The sequence below is a fragment of the Escherichia sp. KTE114 genome (assembly GCF_000407765.1).
In the GTDB taxonomy this organism is placed as follows: Bacteria; Pseudomonadota; Gammaproteobacteria; order Enterobacterales; family Enterobacteriaceae; genus Escherichia; species Escherichia ruysiae.
Genome location: NZ_KE136624.1, coordinates 2311 through 19655, shown reverse-complemented (window position 1 = coordinate 19655; position 17345 = coordinate 2311). Strand labels below are relative to the sequence as shown.

Below are 17345 nucleotides of genomic sequence, written 5' to 3'. Positions count from 1 at the left end.
GGCAATGAACATGGCCCAGAATTGGGAAGCACCTTTTACTGGTATGTCCATGGGTTCTGTTGCTGGTGCCTTCAGTGGTTTTGCGCAGGTTGGTACTGAAACAACGTCTGTTGCTCGTTGGAACAGCTTAATGGTTTGGGAAGGGGGAACACCGCCGACTTTCACGCTGCCAGTAACTTTCATCGCTTTGTTTGACCCATTCACGGAGGTTTCAGGAGCTATCGCCGCATTGTCAGCGATGATTAGCCCGGAACTCAAAGATGCCAGTATTGGTGGTCGAATCCCGGAGCGTGTGACGCTAAACATTGGTCGCCGGATCAACATCATTGATGTCGCTATCCAGGACATAAGTTTCGATCTCGATGCGCCCAGGGACAGCAATGGGCATTTCCTGAAAAACACCGTCAACCTCCAGTTGACCGGTTCTTCGATATATAACAGCTCCGATATTGTTCGGGCGTTCCAGTAAAAGGATTTTATATGGGGCACAATAACACTAAGGGAAACCGTAAATTTATTAAGGGCCGCTATACTGCCAACGCGGCCAAAGGCGAACGACTGGTATCTTCTGAATTCCAGCTCACTTTTGCAGGCCATGAAGATATCAGCGTACTGGTTCGCACGTCGCAAATTCCTGAAATGACCCGCGAGGATGTGGAGGACTATGGTCCGAATGGTGTGAAGTTCAACCAGCACGGTCCAATCCGTAACTCCGGGGAAATCCAGGTCCAGTGCGTGGAGACTATCGAAGGTGATATTCTTCAGTTCATTAAAGATCGCATTGCGGCGAAGGACTATGTTGATATCACGATGGCTGCGACCCCTGAATCCAAATCTTCCGGGGTTAACGCTGTGACAAAAGCTGCTACAACAATTGAAATGTTGGACTGCAAAATCTACAGTGATGCAATCGACTTTAGTACCGAAGATGTGACTGCCGCTGTGCGCCCGTCACTTCGTATCGTCTACAACTGGATTGAGTGGGATTAAGAGTCATCCCTTGTATTTTAAAGCTCCTTCGGGAGCTTTTTTTATAACCTTTTTATATAAAAATGCATCGATAACATTGTCTGGAGTTTTATGTTAGATTATTAATGTTCTAATAAACTACAATTATTGAGGTAGATGTTTGTGCCTGTACTGTTAAAGGGGGACTCTAAAATGGCTGTGATTCCAATGTCGTACTCCCCGGGTACTGTCGCTCGTCGATTTTCGATCCTGGACGGAGTTACCATCCAGGGTGTGCTTTACCAGATTATATGGGATTCCAAAACCCCATTTGCTGCCGTAATAGAGGCTGCTCCTTCTGTTATCGATGGTGATATGCGCCATAAGGTTGTCGCTACTCTTGAACTTCAACGTCGCCCACAGCTTGAAGGCGTACTGGTGAGGAAGTTCTGGGAAGATAACGATGTTGCCCAGATTGAAGGTATCGTGGTTGATGGAATCGTCCGGGATGTCGGTTTAGCCACTTTTGTTTATGAAACCGTAGCTTCAAAAGCCGGAGTTGTTTTGCTCAGTGATAATGAGCAATACGAAGGTGGAAAAGCTCTTTGGCAACACATCGCCCGTCGCTCTTCCGAGCTAAAAGTGTTTATCCTCGACACCGATGCCGCTCAGTATTACCCGTTTGACGGCGAACGTGTTTGCTATGACGGGGTAAGTATTCCTGAATCCGAGATATGGAGTGAACACCCAGATCGAAGTAAGCATGGGGTTGTTCTTGTCGCTGAATCCATAACTGGAAAGGCGGCATAGCAGTAAAAAATTCCTTGCTCCTTAAAAGGGGAGAGGGCTAATCTACGTATGCTAAGCATAGATATGGCCTCAGATTAATGTTAAGCGTCTTGCAGGACGCGTAATGTTATCTGGGGCTTTCTTCTATCTGCTTTTCGGGTAATGCCTGAAGCAGATAGCCTCAAGCACCCGCAACGATTGTATCAATGTCTGGCTTTTTTTCTATAGAAATCACCTGGAAGGGTGAATACCCACATCAGAAGAAACGTTGCAGCAAACATGATCCCTAATGGCCAGAATATGCCAAAAAAAATCATTATCCAAAAACGATCCCACCAGGCCATTTCTGCATTAGCTCGCAAAATATATCGACTTAATGCGTATATCAGCCCACCGATTAGTATATAGATGGGAATAGATACCAGGATAGTCATAGCGTTAGTCTCAATGAGCATAACGAATATCGCCAGAGCAATGTATAAATCCCTCTGCGCCGGGCAGAGGGACTAAATAGTTAAAATCGGTAACCGACACCAAGCATCCAAATGCTATTGCTTAGATCACCTGGTTTAGAACGTTCATACGAGAGATCAACTGCAAACTGCGGAGCTGGGTTAAATTGAAGCCCAAGTCCATAAGCAAAATCGGTTCCAAAGCCAGCATATGACTGTCCATTCAGTTTTGCTGTTGCATCCGCATGGCTTAAACCCACCAAACCGTATGCACTCAGCAATTCATTGAATCTGTATGATGGACCAAAAGTAAATGAGGCATACTCAACCTTGGCTTTGGCGGCATTCCATAGGTTTGTGTTTGACTTTTCGTAAGTGAGCGAAGCTAATCCACCCCACGTAGGATCCATTTCGTAGCGATATTTAATATTCACGCCTTTTGGATCTTTTATATCTCCGCCTTTAATCGTTGCGCTTCCTTGGGCAAAGTCTAAAGAAAGAGTGTGCTGATATGCGGAGGCAGTCCCAGCAACCCCCAAGGCACATGCCAGAAGGGCCGTTAAAACTACTTTTTTCATGGAAAAAGTTACCTATAAAAACGTTAAAAATAATACTGGTGACAAAATAGCGTGTATTGAGCGTTAAATACACGTAAAGATTCTATCATTCGCGATCAGCCGCGAAAACCAGTTGGAATATAAAATTCCTTTTCTTTTCTGGTAGATAGGACCATATCCAGAGCCTCGTTTACCGTCATGCAATGCGGCAGATTATCGAAGTTTGATATCCCGCCCATATCAGGAGAACGCTTGTTCTTCAGGTAAGCATATTTCCGTGCTGCCGCCTCTACTTTCTGCTTGAACTCATGTTTTTGAACGCGTTTTTTGGATAACCGCAGATTGTCAGCCTTTGCTTTTGCCTCAGCGATCCAGGAAGTCAAATTTTTGAGCCTGGTCGTTCCGGCACCGCCGGAAACTGATCTTTTTGTTTTTTTAATTTGTGACTTCTTATTCTTTATTGCCACGTCATCCTGACAGGGGGAGGGGGTATCATTTTGACATGGGGGTGTGGATAAAAAATCAAATAAAGCCAATGTCTTAGCGAGAACAGCTTTAACCTTTATTGCGGCTGAAGAGATCTTTAATTTGCTTTCAATTAGCGCATTTTTGGCTTGTTGAGCAAAGGCTAAAAAGGATGGTGTAAACCGGTACAGGTTAGCGCGGCGTTCACGGTGATCGCCGATAATAATCTCTACCGACAGGATTCCTTTGTTTACAGCTTCACGGAATGCGCGAACGACGGTTGATTGGCTATAACCAGTTTCTGCCGCGATCATGCGGTGAGGCTTGTGAATGAAGTATTCACTGGTTGTTGCCGCGAGATTTGCACATTGCGACAGGATATGCCCAGCACTACGGGATAGACCGGAGTGTGTTACAAAGCAGGCTAATTCATAGCCAGAAAAAGTAAAATCGCTCATCGTTATACAGCTCAGGAAAGTGACTTTAGCCAGCATTGCAATGCTGGTGGTTCTTACTACGTCTGTTAGCGCGTAGCTGCGACAGGTACCAGCACACCAGCATCAAGCAATCGCTTCATTAGCCACTGCTGACCTTTGCCGGTTATACGAGTCGTGAAAGAAATCCTGCTTCCGTTGCTTGTGTCGATCACGGTTTCTTTGAGGGTGAAGTACCCACGGGATATGTATTCTTGTTTGGGGACGTTCCTGCGTTCACCGGTTGCGATCAGAATTCCGTTATCACGCAACCAGGTGAAGAGATAGTTTTGGCCCAGGCCGAGCACTTTGGCATAGTTGCCGATTAGAACCCCGCTGGCGGTAGCAACGCGTTCGGCGAATTCGACTTTAGGTGCATCCATAAGCATTTTTTGCTCCAGCCGTTGCTTTTGCTCTGCCAGGTCGGCAGCCAAACGGAGAGCTTCTGGGAGGCTCTTCGGAATAGCAGGTTGTAATCTTCCAGCTCGATAGTCGATAAATGTCTGGTTTACCTTCAGCCGAAACGCGGGAGAAATCCAACCAGCGTACTCCACTGCGAGCAATTCATGGGCAAAAGTGCCGCCGCCACGGCCTTCGAACGAAACTATGCAATTCTGCATAGTTTCTTTTTCAAGCTCTTCGATGAGCTGTTTAGCTGACAGCGTTCTTAGCCATTGAGCTGGCGCTTTATGGGCACCGAGTCCGCTCGCTCTGTGTAGAGCATTAAGGTTGTAACGGCCAGCGCGGTCGGTCGTAATTTCAACACCACAAATAACGGGCAGAGTGGTTGAAGGATCGACATTTTGATGAAGGTTTGATATATTCATATCCGCATTGAATGTTTGTTGCATTTTTTCTCCAAATTTGCATCAACCTTCAATCACCAGCTCGAAATGGTGATTCTTTGCACTTAGAAAACGAAATTTATTAGAGCAAATTTTTCTGACTCGATCCAGATCGGGTTGGACGATCTGCTCAGAAACCTGCCAGTTTGCTGGCAGGTTTTTTCTTTTGTTAACCTATTGCTACTGGTTTTAACAAACCAGCATCAAGTAGCTTGCGAGTTAACCACTGCTGGCCTTTACCCGTTAATTGGGGCGTCAGCCGTATCTGGTAGCCATTTTCATCATCCAGCACCACTTCTTTCACTGTGAAATACCCGGCGTTGATGTACTGTTGGCGCGGTACGTTTTTGCGCGCACCAAAAGCCATGAGAATGCCGTTCTGGCGCAACCATGAGAAAAGGGCGTTTTGCTTAAGTCCAACGACCTTTGCAAAGTTCCCGATCAGGATTCCATTAGCCGCTGATACCCGGTCGGCAAAATCGACTTTAGGGGCTGCGGCCACCAGCTGTTGTTCCAACTGCATTTTCTGTTCTGCCAACTCGGCAGCCAGGCGTAGAGCTTCTGGTAATGTTTGGGGGATCGATGGGGTAGGGGAGTTTGCCTGCTGCAATTCTTCCAGTTTGTCGATCAGCGAACGGCGGACCGCTTTCGATTCGCGAGCAGCAACGCGCAGGGCTTGTTTGTATGTCATTACTATAACTACCTGATCCGCTCCACCTTTTTTCTTATCCATAGGGGTTACGAAGATTTCGTAACCCTCCCCATCAAGCTCATCCTTAACTCTGGCAATGAAATCATTGTTGCGAACTGGTTTTTCGCTACATAATTTCCGTGCCTCATTGACCATCTTTAACAGTGTCAGGCTGTCGATTGTGTCTCCGGTGTTGGGGATAATATTCACGGCTGGTGCTGGCGTAGCTGACGTAACAGGTGCTGGTTTTTCAACATTCAAATTATTACCGGTCATTCTATGTGCCTCCTTTCTCATTTCTGCTGCCACTGTTGCGTAACGTAGACGTCCTTGTTCAATCAAATAATCCCTGATCTCGGCTATCAGTAGCCTGTTGATCACAGCCTTATCTGTTCGGGTATAAAAACGCCTGGTTATCATGAAATAGTTAGCAATTGCGCCGGGGATCTCCCGTGTCGGCATACAGGCAGTATGCAAAGCGATCGCTTCGGCTATTTCATTACGGGTGACGAGAGGTTTTTTCATAAAACCCCCTGAACGTCGGCAGAGAAGGGGAGGTTCCAGTAACTAAGTGAATTGCGCGAGTTAGTTGAAAAACGGGCAGTAAAAATGCAGGGGCCATCAGGCAATTGAGAGCGTGCTTCGTCTTCTGTTGCTGCGATAACGAAGTGATAGTGGTGTTTTTTACAGGAATAGAAACGCCAGATGAATTCTGGGCGTGCGCAAGGATTGGCATTAACCATAGTTACGGCCTCACAATCAGGTTTAACAACCTGCTACCCGCTGCTAAACAGGTGGCAGGACGTGACGGGGTTAGCAGACTGGCGATTGTGAAACCAGCAGGCCGAAGCCTCCCCATCACGCCCCACCATAATTTGGGCGTAACGCGGTTTTACGGACACAAAAATACCGCAATATCGGATATCTGCGGCTGTCCGCACAATCATTCAGGCTGCTAAACCCGGTCGCAGAATTTGCTACGACGGCAGAACTATAAGCCTGAACGATTAAAAGGTCAATATGATGCGAAAAGATAGCATTCGTGACTTAAAAATACAAATTTATTAGAGCATTATCTGCTTAATAAATACACAGTTGGATCTAATAACCTCTTTTTTTTAAAGGCGAAAATATGTACCCTAAATGGGTTATAAGGCAGGTGAGGTTATAATGAGAAAACTATTACTATCGTTATTATTTATGGCTGGGACTGTTAATGCAGCATCAAGCGTAAAGGAGATTTGTACCGATTATACGAAATACCTTTGGCAAGTTTACGCCTTTGCGATCAATGACTATTAATCCATGCGTAGGAGTGGATTTATGCTGATTCGTTTGTTTTTAGTGCTTTCCTTTTTAACATTTAATGTTTTTGCTGATGAAGTTGACTTTTCGAAGGTAGATTGTAATTCAGTGGAAACAAGAAAAGCTCTTATTGAAGAATATAACGAAATATTATCGTCATATGGAATAACAGTGGTTGATTCTTATAATCAAAAAACTATTCAGAAAGGAATAAATAAACTGGTCTGTTATGGGGTTTACCAATATTCAGATGGCTCTTCGGAGTATGTTATTTATAAAGCATACCCAAATAGTCTTGGTGAATTAATTAGTGAGTTTAAACCGATTAATGAGTGAATGGAAAATGAAATTATTTAATGTAATAACATTTTGTTGTGCTATTTTTGCTGGAAGCGCGATAGCTGATAATAAATTGCCAGATTGGCTTTCTACCTCAAAGAAAGATTATGATTTAGTAAGGGCATTCTATTTGTCTGGATTTGCTTCGAAAGCAATGAACAATCAATTTGGTTATCATTTGCCATCTGAGTTGGTTAATGATTTTAAAGATAATGAATTTGCTGCTCAGGAAAAATGGAACACAATTCCAATTGTGTATGGTGAAATAAAATCCATAAGAATGGTGAATAATAAACCAATTGTAGAGTTATTTACTCCAGGGGAAAATGCAACGCCACTAAATTATATCAAATTGAAAATATTGGATTCAAAGCAAGACTCTCTGTTAAAACTAAAAAAAGGGGATGATATATATGCAGTGTGCTCAGGTGCTAATTTTAGCTTAGTGCCAATTCTGAGCAACTGCACTCCTGCAACAGACGTCATTGATGCTGCACTCTCTTTTTCTGGTGAATATATGTTCCCTGCTTTTGATTCTTTTTCACCTACTAAGCAAAACGTCAAATATATATTCACAAATCAAGATCCTGTTCAGATGATGAATTTTATAGGGTACCTATCCTTAGTCGATACAACGAAGGATAAGAAAAAAATGGATATGGTTCGTAAGTGTACGCCTTGGAAGCCGGAATGTTCACAACAATTCGTTGATGTAATGGAAGGATTTGATAGCATCATGTATAAATATGAGGGAGAATTTAAAAATTACATAGAATTAAAATAGTATTTGAAAGGATAGTCAATTTAAGTTTTAAAAAAACGCCCATTAAAGGGCGTTTTATTGTTTTACTCAAAACAACCTGATTATGTGATAACCATATCATATCCCTCATTCCACCTACACTGATTACCCCCCAGACAACAATATTCCTACTCAATGAACAAATGACTACTCGTAGAATCGGTTAACACACCAGATTCTACGAGGTTTCAATGACACCACGACAATTACTCGAAGACGTCAAATCCCGCTTCACACCTTTGATTGCGGATGAACCTGCCTTACTGGAATCCCTGCTAAGAAAAGCATTGGGAACCTACCAGGATAGAGCGGGGCACATCAAGCGGATACGCTTCACTGATCAGGCCAGTAAATCACTTGCTTGCCCTGCTGATTTTCTTGCGCTCGTATCGGTTACAGATCACACCGGCGATCTTGTCTACTCCGACGTTTACGATGGGAATATCGAGCTTGAAGATACCCATCGAGCGGTATACCCACTGAATGTGTCATATCTGGCTAATTTGCGTGATATGGATCTGGATAATGGAGAAGTGCCACCTGAAATCATTGGGTTACTTTCTGACTATCTGGAAGTGCTAATCGCGATACCTAACACTGATCGCCTGCGAAGAATATCTATCGCGGGGAAACTCGATGCCAGCAATTTATCCGACGAGAACACGCTGTATCAGCGGAAGCTGGATCTGGAAGAGAAAATGAGCGCAACAAGGGCAATTATCCCGGGAATTGTTCTTTTCTCATCCATGTTGAAGTGAGGGGGCTGATATGGGGCTTAATGTTGCTTCAGTAAAGTCTTATGTATCTTCGGCATTAACGACGACATTATTTGGCTCCGGCGTTGGTGAGCGGGAAGTTGGTAAGCTGACGTCAATCATCATGAACAAAATGCTGTTCGCGCAAGGATGGCAGTTCTCTGTCGAAGTTGATGGACTGGAGGGAGCAGACTTCTTTGCCAAAGATATTACCTACCACGATTACAGCATCGAATATGAAACGATTAAAATCGGCGGAGGGAATATCCTTCAACCAACGGAGCGTTCGCCAGGGCAGATAACAATGATGGTCAGGGATACCGTTGATGGCCTCGTTTTGGACTGGTTTAAGACGGCAAAAAGTCGGGTGATTAATCCAGACGGTACCGGGAATATACCGTCTAAATATTTGCTCAATGTGCGTATTTATCGGTTGCTGTCTTCCGGCTTAACCAAACTGGAAAATGAGATGACTGTATTCCCGGTCACTACCGGCGATGTCACCTATGCGCGGGATCAGGTTACGGAATTTAAGTCATTCCCAATGACCTTCGCATTGCACAGCACGTTTAACCAATCCTCAAGTTCTTTGGCTTCCCTTCTGGGCTTTAGTTTTTCTCTTTGAATTAAGGAGCAAGGATGCTTTTACCCCTTTTCCCGCTACCATCGCGGCCAACTGAATTGATCCAGTTCCGTCAGCCAAATATTGCTGATGCGATGCGTTTCAACTCGATAACACCGGAGGAACAAGAACAACAGACAACGGCGTATTTAAAAGCCTTGCTGGCTGAACCCGCGAAACATGATCCCCTGACATGGACGGCGCAGGACCGGATTACCGCGTTATGGTGGATATTTACCGGCTCCCGTGAAACACCGGTCGAGACATTCACTTACACCTGTAAACATTGCGGTAAAGAGCATTATTACGATTGCGATATGAATGCTCTGGCTGAAGATATCCAGGTCCTGGAAGTGGAACCTTTCATTGACGATATTGAGGTGTCTGTAGAGGGAGTACCTTATCAATGGCGTATCGTGCCGCTTGATGGTTGGGCAATGGAAATGCTGGAGATGCGCCGTGCAGCATTGCCACCTGAAGACGACGCGGAATTCAAAGAAGCGATCGTTGATTTGCGTTTTTGGGAATTCGCTTATCAGTGTGAGCTTTATAACGATGTTAGCGGTACTCGTGAAGATCAGGCTGAGCGTCGTTATGAAACGATTAAACGGATGGCCATTGATACTGAATTTATGAAGCTGGCGGCACACATCCGACTGGCTCATGAAAAGCTCGAACATGGTTTACCGTGCTACATCGATAAAGGTGAAATGCGTCTTCGTCTCCCGCCGCATAAATGCCCAAATCAGGATAAAAAGGAGTCCACAGAGGGTGCGTATACCCGTCTGTGGGTGCCCTTTCGGGCTACCGACTTCATTCCACAGGTGGGGATTGAAAAGCTATCAGACCTTAGTGTCCAACCTGGTTTTGTATGGGGGTATACCGATTCAGGACGCTGAAAGGCTTACTGAATCCTATGCGTTTTTCCTGTTGGAGAAACTGGAAGAAAAACTTAAACCGAAACGGTAGGCGATAAGATCATGGAAAGAAAAAACGCCAACATTGACGATGTTATAAGGACAGTTGAAACCGCCAGTGCAAAAGAGCTGGAAGAGCTTGCAGGTATCCGGGAAGCTGTTGAAGATTTGAAAGGGGGACGCGTTGCAACTGTTGATCCTGTCTCTCGCAGTGTGTCGGCATTAAATCGCACAATCGAAAATTCCCGGCCAGACTTTGTGGCCAATGCGCCATCAGTGGACCCTATTGTTGAGGCAATGAAACGGCTTAATTTAGGGGACGTTTCTCGTGTAGTTCAGGAAGATGTTGCTCAACAGGAACAGCGGGCCAAATCAACCACACCAAAGGGTAAAAAACGACGCAGGAAGGCTATACCAGAGGATGTAAAGGCACAACGGACCGAAGCAGCCGAACACGCTCGCGAAATGTTCGGTCAAAAAGGCGGTGCGCAAAAAAGCCAAAACCAACGCGATGCGCGTGGTCGTTTTATTGGAAAGTCAGGGAGTAAGGCCGCAGCGGAAGATGCCCGTGCTGAACGAGCAGAAAAGGCCAGGCGAAAAGAGGATGATGAGCGTCTAAATGCTGAATCAGGTTTATTAAAAAAACTGTCAAAAGTAGCTGAAGGCATAGGTAACCCTTCAGAGACTCGTGCTGTCGATGCGTTAGGTTATGCCGTTGCAGGTCCATTGTGGGCAGCAGGGAAGGAGCTTGGCGGGATATCAAAAGAAGTTGGCGGATCGCTTAATGGTGCCAGAAAGTCTATTGCCGATGTGATTCGTGGCAATGACGATAACAGCCGTAGAAAAGGTTTTTTTAGGCGTAAATCGCAAAATAGTGCCGATGTCGTTCAGGTTAACACCCAAAAACGGACGGTTCAGGAACTTCAGGAGCAGACCAGCGAAATTAAAGAGGGCAATGACAAGATTCTCAGCGCCCTTGATCAGATAGCCAAAAACACCGGGAAAAAGAAGGGCGGCTTGCTGTCCAAACTATTTAGCCTGTTAGGGAAGGGGGCCGGTGGCGTCGCGTCGTTGTTAATGGGGCGTGGCATGCTGAAAAAAGCTGGAGCACTCGCTTTTGGCGCTCTGGGGGCAAAGAAACTTGTAGGAATGCTACGCGGTGGTGGCAAGAAGACTCTCGCCCATGAAGGCGGAGATTTGGCTGCCCGGGCAGCAGGTAAACTTGGATTAAAGGCAGTTGGTAAAGGGGCGTTACGCGCAATTCCCCTAGTCGGCACAGTGGCTGGAGGTATTTATGATGCGGTAACCGGTTGGAATGATACAGAAGCGCAACGTCGAGCGTTTGGGCTTAAATCAGGACAAGATCCATCATTCCAGCAAAAAGCCGCTTATACGTTTGCCAATGTTCTTGATATGGGGGGACTGGTATCTGGTATTAGCAGTGCTATTGGTGATGTTCTCAAATCACTTGGATTTGAGGATATCGGTAATATGTTGCAATCATTTTCGACGGAAAGTATTGCCCAGGCCATTGATAGCGGGGTTACCAACTTAGAAACATATATTTCTAACCTTGGCGACACCATTTCTACCAAGTTCGATGATTACACAGCAAAGATTGGTGATGCTGTTTCAGCATGGTTTAGCGATACATCTAATAAGCTGCTTGAAAAGCTGGATGCCATCAAAGACTTCTTTACTGTCGATAACCTGAAACAGGTTTTCAGTGATGCAATTGATAGTGCAATTGATTTCATTAAGAACCCAGGGAAACACATTAAAGAGGCGGCTGGTAAGTAATATTTGGGATGGGGTTAAAAATTTACCAGGTAAAGCATTAGATGCAGCGGTTGATGCCGTTAAAAATACCCCTGCGGCAATGATTGTATCAAAAATACCCAATCCGATCGGCGAGGCTAATGCGAAAGAAATCACTCCAGAGTTAAAAGCTCCGGTTAATAGCCACCAGGGGACATCTGATTCTAAAACTGAATCCGATGCCAAACAGACGAATATTGCTGCCCGCGTGATAAATGCGGCCCTGGATATGGCGAAAGATAGCAATAAAACAGTTAAAGAAACTGCTAATCAGATTATCAATGCAAATGCCGTAGAAACGGGCAATAGCGCGTTGCAGAAAATTGATAATGCTATTGGACAAAATAGCTCGTCATCATCGTCGCTTAATACCACTGGCACCAGGAATGACATTCAGAAAGCTGCGGATACCTACAACAATGGCAACTTGGATGTAAAAGTCGGAGGTCTTGGCGCTGAAGGTAAGGCAAATCTCGATAAGTTGGCTCCATATTTTGCTGAACTAGAGAATAAATATGGCCTTCCTGAAGGTACTCTTTACTCGATTGCTGCAACTGAATCAGGAGGGGATCCTAACGCAAAGTCTCCGCTGACAAGATCACCAGATGGAAAGTTAAGTGGTGGCGCACTCGGGATGTTCCAGTTCACGAGTATTGCTCGTAAAGAGACAGGGATATCGGAACAGGATGCATTTGATCCTGTGAAATCGGCAGAAGCTGCGGCTCTTCTCATGAGCAAATATCTGAAGCAAGCCAATGGAGACTTAAACGAGGCCATCACTGCATATAATGCTGGGTTTGGCACTATCAATAAGTGGAAAAAAGGCACAGGTGACTTATCGAAAGAAAACCGTGAGTACGCGATCAAGGTCAATACTCATCGTGCTCGCTATTTAGGTGGTGAAATCTATACACCTGGAGCAGGAGCACAGGGTGGGGCGCAATATGGAGTGAGGGGACCACTGCCTGATAACGCTGTTATCGATCAGTCTACTGGCCTGGCGTTTACGCCTGGTGATAGCCCGTTTGAGAAAGGCGGTCTGGTAGACAAAATTGGCAATGCTGTTGGCGTTAACGATCTGGTCAACAAATTCATGAATGGCCGGGGTATGCGTCGGGAAGTCGTTCAGGGAACGCTTGAAGAACGTGCACGAGGGAAGGGGACCGCAACAGCAGCTGGCAATGTGTATGTTGATACTCCGATGCCAGTTGAAGAGGCGCGTCCGGTGGCCAGCAACTCAAGTTACTTTGACCAACTCGGCGCACAAATGGGGATTGATGGACTATTTGATAAACTCCGCAACTCGCCGGGGATGCGGAAAAATAATGCGCCTGAACCAGCCTCCACGTCCCAGGTGACGACTGCCGCCAACGATTTGCAGCAACCAACCGGTCGTATGCAGATAGACGGACAGGTTATTAGTGACCTTGGCGGCTCCGGTGCCAAGCCGACAATGCAGTTGGCTGATAATACCGTTTCACTTGATGGTGAAACGAAGCGGCTGTTTGCGCAGATGACCTCATTGCTTGCCAGGATTGAAGAGCACACTAAAGACTCGGCGAAAGGCCAGGGAACTGTCGTAAAGGTCAGCACGCCTCAACCGGGCGTTATGCGCACGGTGCCACTGTCAATTGATGATCCGTTGATGAATGACTACGCGAGAGTTGATTGATGGCCAACAATAATGAAATTGATCCTTTACTGACGCTGGAGTTATCCGGCGTAAAAACGTATGAGTCCCAGGAGGAGGCCTGGGGCGCTCGTTTATATGAGTGGCTAAACACTTATCAGGGTGAGGTATACGGAGATCCGTCATGGGGCAATGTTTTACCGCAGTTTAAACACGAACCGACCAACTTGTCGCATGTTCAAATTGCGGTTGAGGCAATGCTGTTGCAAAAACTGACGGTAGATTTACCTGACATACCGATTTCTGGCTTGTCAGTAGCCGAGGGAGATGCTTTTGATAAGTTGAAAATATCCATTCGTATCAGGGATATAACTATCACACAGGACGTGGTGCTATGAGTAAAACAACACCGACTAAAGACAGTATTCGTGCAGAGTTTGAAGAGCTTGTCGAGAAAGATTCATTCTGGTCGAAGTTTGTCGGCTCTCAATTTGTCTCGATGCTGACATTGTTTATTACCCAGATTGTCTACAGGTGCTTTCAGTATGCCGATGCGGCGCTGGCTGAAGGCTTTATATCGACCGCGACGCGGCGTTCCTCTATCCTGGCAGCGGCAGAAACGAATAGTTACGTTGGTACCAAGCCAACACCGTCATCGGGGATGATTGAGATCACCGCCACAAGTGAAGATGCCCCAGCGGTAATCCCCAAAAACATGCCTTTAATATCTGACGACCAGTACCCTTACATGACTATGGATGTATGCAGGTTGGTTGACGGCACCGGTACGGTAGAAGTGGCACAGTTGGAAATCCAGGAGGTGACATATACCGTTACGGCAGCCAAAGAATTTCTGGAAGTCGTGTTATCAAAGGCTCTCACTGCTGTCTGCTGTAAGCTGGAAGTATTCGTGACGACCGATGGTAAGACCACGCAGTGGTCTTCCAGCACTATGTTCCGGTTAGCCGGTAGTAAAAGCCAGGTCTACGTTGAGTTTTATAAGCCATCCGAGCAGTTGGGGGTTCGATTCGGTGATGGGCTAATTGGGCAAATACCGCCAGAAGGCTCGACCATTACACTTAAGGTATGGTGCACCAACGGAGATATAACCCTGGTTGCTGGCCAAAACCTGACTCCTGTCGATTCTGCGGCTAATTTAGCTAATTTGATTTCAGTTAAGACAACGACACCCATAACCGCAGGTACCGATGCCGAAACAACGGAGATCACACGTAATCGTGCACAATATTACCTTGCCTATGATGATCAGGTCGTATGGGGCGGGGACTATACGTATTTTCTGGTGCGTAACATCCCGGGACTGTCCTGGGTAAAGGCATGGGGCGAAGGCCAGCAAGAGAAATTAGATGGTGCTTATAATGTTCGGAATATCAATAAGATATTTATTTCAGGATGGCATCCAAACAAAAGCCAGTCAGAGCTTGAAGAAATGATCCTGGCTGCCTTTAAGAAGGTGCCGAATGAGTTGAACAAGAAATTCTCGTATAAAGAGGTCAGAAAACTCCCCTTTAAGATCACCATCACTGGGCGGATATCGGCAAGCCTGACCATTGAGAACGTGACTGATGAGCTGAAGTCGGCACTGGAAACAAAATTTGGGCGTGACTCAACTTTCTTTGATCCGAACCGTGTCGGCAAGTACATCCTAATCAAGAAAAAAGACGTTTGGGCATTTATCGAAACGCTGGGTTATTTCCGCGACTTTTATCTGGAATTTGTCGAGTGGAATGAGTCCAACGGCTTTTACGATTTCGTTTATCTGGATACAGAAAACTCCACCTTTAATATTTCGTATGAGGAGGAGTGATGCAGCGTTCCTGGTTTAATAACCGGCTTACATCAGCTAAGCAAAAGTCATTACTTTATAAATCATTGGCTGATTTGGTTCAGTCAATGATGGACACCTTTGTTGACCCATGGTTGGAGCGAATTACCAACCGGAAGTCTATTTTCTCCATGAGCAAGGAGGATCTGGAGACTAGGACAAATGAACTTGGCCAGTTTTTTACTATCAGGACGTCGAATTCATCTTCCGTTCCGATGTTGTTACAACAGCGGTTTGATGAGATCCATTTTAAGGGTACTGAACGCCCTATAAACCAGACAATTTATCGCGAATTTAACGGTATATCGGTTTTATGGGATCCCATATATGCTCCGGTGGACTTTGAACGTCATCCCTATGGCACGGTCCTGATTCCAGAAAGCACACTGGAAACCACCGGCGGCACATTCGGCGAGATGTTTCTGACTTCCAGAGGAATGATCAGTATTCCCATAAACGACCTGGCCCGGACAATGGGTATTACTGGAACGATAGATCAGTCCGCAATTACAGAAGAAATTCTCAGAAAGTTTAATCAGTTCGTAAAGCCTCTACTGCCACTGCATATAGTGTTTGATGGGCTTACGCTCTATTTGTCGGTTGTTGTAAATGAACAGGCCGACATGATTACTTTGAATGAGATTTCTGATACCGAAAAAGCATTCTGCTGGTTTGAAACTTCGGATACAACTTCGCTTACTGAAGTTACGTCGATTAACGCCCCGATCACTGCAACGCCGGGCGGCACTATTGTGAAAGCAACGCCTACGTTTGATCGCACCCGCGCAGATGATTTGCTGTTGGATAGCGATGCGTGACAATCACCCCGTCCGCAGGGCGGGGTGACAAGTTACTTATCTTACAATGAGGCTTCACAACATTGATTAGGGAAAATCATGTCTGACGTCTCAACAAACCTCTATAAGAGTCAGTTGTTGGACTATTACTATCAGCGGCGCGCTGAATCGTCCATTAACAAAGGCTCTCGATTTTTAATCAGCAAGGCCGTTTTTGGTACCAGTTCACTGGTTACTAAGAAAGGAGATGGCACTTATGAGATTGGAGAACTGCCTAAGGCTTTCGATCTGGCAGAACTGACCAGTCAATTTTGCACCATCAACCTCGTCCCAACCTACTCAGGCGGGATAATTACTGTCCGAATGGACCTTGATCAAAGTCAGTTGCAGGAAGGGAAAAACTACCCATTCAACACTCTGGTTGTTCTGGATAACGAGAATAAGCCAATCGCCATTATTTGTGTCCAGGAAGACTCGCTGTATGTGGGCAAAACATATACCGCAGTTATGGCCATAAACTCGACTACAGCATAAGGATATGCTTGATGAATGACGTTACAGTTGTTACATCGGTTACTTACCCATCACCCGAGTCGTTGGCTCTGGTGGCTGATGTGCAATACCACGAACCATATCTGTCAGCCGCTCTAAACCGAAAATTCAGGGGAATTGTTGACCCGGGATTTTATGCTGGTTTCTTGCCTAAGCCTGGCGGTGGGATGAACCTGTTAATCACCTCAGTGGATGGAGATAAAACCGCTGGCGCGGCGTCAGTGGATATTGGTGAATTCTACCAGGTAACTATTCAGCATCGTAAGGATATCTCTCTTGCACTTAACGCAGGCAAGAAATATGCAATTGTGCTGAAGGGAAGATACCTTCTTGGAGAAGATACCTATCAGGTGAATACCGCGTCACATATTCATGCAGCTGAATTTGTTGCCAGAACCTATACCGATTCATATCAGTTAGGTGATGGGGAACTGCTGGTTTGTACGGTGAATATCCCTGCTGGCGTATCTACCATTACTCAAGAGATGATTGATACATCCGAGCGTATCAACCGCACGATCGGCATTGATATTTCAGACTCTGTAACCAGTACCAGAAGTGATGTTGCTGCGAGTTCGCTGGCAGTTAAAAAAGCCTACGATCTGGCGAAAAGCAAGTATACGGCGCAGGATGCAAGCACAACGCAAAAGGGATTAGTTCAGCTCAGTAGTGCCACTAACAGTACGTCCGAAGTGCTGGCCGCCACACCGAAAGCTGTCAAGGCTGCATATGACCTGGCTAA

18 protein-coding genes and 1 pseudogene are annotated in these 17345 nt (G+C 45.7%); 14 read left to right on the top strand and 5 right to left on the bottom strand.

Annotated elements, in window-relative coordinates:
* Positions 1–49: 49 nt before the first annotated feature.
* From WC5_RS23260 to WC5_RS20755, 3 genes are all read left to right on the top strand, one after another.
* Positions 50–469, top strand: coding sequence for a hypothetical protein (locus WC5_RS23260; RefSeq protein WP_250113098.1), 420 nt, complete (start codon positions 50–52; stop codon positions 467–469).
* Positions 470–480: 11 nt separating this feature from the next.
* Positions 481–990, top strand: coding sequence for a hypothetical protein (locus tag WC5_RS20750; protein ID WP_000509939.1), 510 nt, complete (start codon positions 481–483; stop codon positions 988–990).
* Between the two features lie 171 nt (positions 991–1161).
* Positions 1162–1758: a hypothetical protein gene (locus WC5_RS20755; RefSeq protein WP_024192170.1), complete on the top strand. Its 597-nt coding sequence runs from the start codon at positions 1162–1164 to the stop codon at positions 1756–1758.
* Positions 1759–2251: 493 nt separating this feature from the next.
* Here WC5_RS20755 and WC5_RS20765 read toward each other — a convergent pair whose 3' ends face one another.
* From WC5_RS20765 to WC5_RS23255, 5 genes are all read right to left on the bottom strand, one after another.
* Positions 2252–2767 (bottom strand): Ail/Lom family outer membrane beta-barrel protein, encoded by a 516-nt coding sequence (locus tag WC5_RS20765; protein ID WP_000758232.1) that lies wholly within the window; start codon positions 2765–2767, stop codon positions 2252–2254.
* Positions 2768–2862: 95 nt separating this feature from the next.
* Positions 2863–3705 carry a hypothetical protein gene (locus WC5_RS20770; RefSeq protein ID WP_024192168.1) on the bottom strand — a complete coding sequence of 281 codons (843 nt, stop codon included), beginning with the start codon at positions 3703–3705 and terminating at the stop codon, positions 2863–2865.
* A gap of 29 nt (positions 3706–3734) precedes the next feature.
* Positions 3735–4535 carry a phage antirepressor KilAC domain-containing protein gene (locus WC5_RS20775; RefSeq protein WP_001187871.1) on the bottom strand — a complete coding sequence of 267 codons (801 nt, stop codon included), beginning with the start codon at positions 4533–4535 and terminating at the stop codon, positions 3735–3737.
* Positions 4536–4698: 163 nt separating this feature from the next.
* Positions 4699–5745, bottom strand: a complete 1047-nt coding sequence (locus WC5_RS20780) for a phage antirepressor Ant (RefSeq protein ID WP_016231366.1) — start codon at positions 5743–5745, stop codon at positions 4699–4701.
* Positions 5742–5963 (bottom strand): host cell division inhibitor Icd-like protein, encoded by a 222-nt coding sequence (locus WC5_RS23255; RefSeq protein ID WP_016231365.1) that lies wholly within the window; start codon positions 5961–5963, stop codon positions 5742–5744. Before WC5_RS23255 ends, WC5_RS20780 begins: the two co-directional genes overlap by 4 nt.
* A 580-nt stretch (positions 5964–6543) precedes the next feature.
* Here WC5_RS23255 and WC5_RS20785 point away from each other — a divergent pair.
* From WC5_RS20785 to WC5_RS20830, 11 genes and pseudogenes are all read left to right on the top strand, one after another.
* Positions 6544–6861 carry a hypothetical protein gene (locus WC5_RS20785; RefSeq protein ID WP_000908460.1) on the top strand — a complete coding sequence of 106 codons (318 nt, stop codon included), beginning with the start codon at positions 6544–6546 and terminating at the stop codon, positions 6859–6861.
* Between the two features lie 7 nt (positions 6862–6868).
* Positions 6869–7648 carry a hypothetical protein gene (locus WC5_RS20790; RefSeq protein WP_000765490.1) on the top strand — a complete coding sequence of 260 codons (780 nt, stop codon included), beginning with the start codon at positions 6869–6871 and terminating at the stop codon, positions 7646–7648.
* Positions 7649–7857: 209 nt separating this feature from the next.
* On the top strand, positions 7858–8424 hold the full coding sequence (locus tag WC5_RS20795; RefSeq protein WP_000188919.1) for a hypothetical protein: 567 nt from the start codon (positions 7858–7860) through the stop codon (positions 8422–8424).
* A 10-nt stretch (positions 8425–8434) separates the two neighbouring features.
* The gene (locus WC5_RS20800) at positions 8435–9046 is read left to right on the top strand and encodes a hypothetical protein (RefSeq protein ID WP_000523980.1); all 612 of its coding nucleotides are present in this window, start codon (positions 8435–8437) and stop codon (positions 9044–9046) included.
* Positions 9047–9060: 14 nt separating this feature from the next.
* Complete coding sequence (locus tag WC5_RS20805; protein ID WP_000926345.1) at positions 9061–9942, top strand: hypothetical protein; 882 nt, start codon at positions 9061–9063, stop codon at positions 9940–9942.
* Between the two features lie 81 nt (positions 9943–10023).
* Positions 10024–13450 (top strand): annotated as a pseudogene (locus tag WC5_RS0121630) (lytic transglycosylase domain-containing protein).
* A complete protein-coding gene (locus tag WC5_RS20810) occupies positions 13450–13806 on the top strand; it encodes a hypothetical protein (protein WP_000002800.1) in 357 nt (118 codons plus the stop codon). Before WC5_RS0121630 ends, WC5_RS20810 begins: the two are co-directional and overlap by 1 nt.
* Positions 13803–15236, top strand: coding sequence for a baseplate J/gp47 family protein (locus WC5_RS20815; RefSeq protein WP_000047918.1), 1434 nt, complete (start codon positions 13803–13805; stop codon positions 15234–15236). Before WC5_RS20810 ends, WC5_RS20815 begins: the two co-directional genes overlap by 4 nt.
* Complete coding sequence (locus WC5_RS20820; RefSeq protein WP_001189832.1) at positions 15236–16072, top strand: hypothetical protein; 837 nt, start codon at positions 15236–15238, stop codon at positions 16070–16072. The genes WC5_RS20815 and WC5_RS20820 overlap by 1 nt, the downstream gene beginning before the upstream one ends.
* A 78-nt stretch (positions 16073–16150) precedes the next feature.
* Complete coding sequence (locus tag WC5_RS20825) at positions 16151–16585, top strand: hypothetical protein (protein ID WP_001286325.1); 435 nt, start codon at positions 16151–16153, stop codon at positions 16583–16585.
* Between the two features lie 11 nt (positions 16586–16596).
* Positions 16597–17345 (top strand): tail fiber protein (locus WC5_RS20830; RefSeq protein ID WP_016231362.1); only part of this gene is annotated, 749 nt, incomplete at its 3' end.

Excerpts from the sequence above, each read along its gene's own strand:
- WC5_RS20800 (WP_000523980.1), top strand. The coding sequence starts at position 8,435 with ATGGGGCTTAATGTTGCTTCAGTAAAGTCTTATGTATCTTCGGCATTA.
- WC5_RS20765 (WP_000758232.1), bottom strand. The coding sequence starts at position 2,767 with ATGAAAAAAGTAGTTTTAACGGCCCTTCTGGCATGTGCCTTGGGGGTT.
- WC5_RS20755 (WP_024192170.1), top strand. The coding sequence starts at position 1,162 with ATGGCTGTGATTCCAATGTCGTACTCCCCGGGTACTGTCGCTCGTCGA.
- WC5_RS20790 (WP_000765490.1), top strand. The coding sequence starts at position 6,869 with ATGAAATTATTTAATGTAATAACATTTTGTTGTGCTATTTTTGCTGGA.
- WC5_RS20810 (WP_000002800.1), top strand. The coding sequence starts at position 13,450 with ATGGCCAACAATAATGAAATTGATCCTTTACTGACGCTGGAGTTATCC.
- WC5_RS20815 (WP_000047918.1), top strand. The coding sequence starts at position 13,803 with ATGAGTAAAACAACACCGACTAAAGACAGTATTCGTGCAGAGTTTGAA.
- WC5_RS20820 (WP_001189832.1), top strand. The coding sequence starts at position 15,236 with ATGCAGCGTTCCTGGTTTAATAACCGGCTTACATCAGCTAAGCAAAAG.
- WC5_RS20775 (WP_001187871.1), bottom strand. The coding sequence starts at position 4,535 with ATGCAACAAACATTCAATGCGGATATGAATATATCAAACCTTCATCAA.
- WC5_RS20750 (WP_000509939.1), top strand. The coding sequence starts at position 481 with ATGGGGCACAATAACACTAAGGGAAACCGTAAATTTATTAAGGGCCGC.
- WC5_RS20825 (WP_001286325.1), top strand. The coding sequence starts at position 16,151 with ATGTCTGACGTCTCAACAAACCTCTATAAGAGTCAGTTGTTGGACTAT.
- WC5_RS20780 (WP_016231366.1), bottom strand. The coding sequence starts at position 5,745 with ATGAAAAAACCTCTCGTCACCCGTAATGAAATAGCCGAAGCGATCGCT.
- WC5_RS20770 (WP_024192168.1), bottom strand. The coding sequence starts at position 3,705 with ATGCTGGCTAAAGTCACTTTCCTGAGCTGTATAACGATGAGCGATTTT.
- WC5_RS23255 (WP_016231365.1), bottom strand. The coding sequence starts at position 5,963 with ATGGTTAATGCCAATCCTTGCGCACGCCCAGAATTCATCTGGCGTTTC.
- WC5_RS20805 (WP_000926345.1), top strand. The coding sequence starts at position 9,061 with ATGCTTTTACCCCTTTTCCCGCTACCATCGCGGCCAACTGAATTGATC.
- WC5_RS23260 (WP_250113098.1), top strand. The coding sequence starts at position 50 with ATGGGTTCTGTTGCTGGTGCCTTCAGTGGTTTTGCGCAGGTTGGTACT.
- WC5_RS20795 (WP_000188919.1), top strand. The coding sequence starts at position 7,858 with ATGACACCACGACAATTACTCGAAGACGTCAAATCCCGCTTCACACCT.
- WC5_RS20785 (WP_000908460.1), top strand. The coding sequence starts at position 6,544 with ATGCTGATTCGTTTGTTTTTAGTGCTTTCCTTTTTAACATTTAATGTT.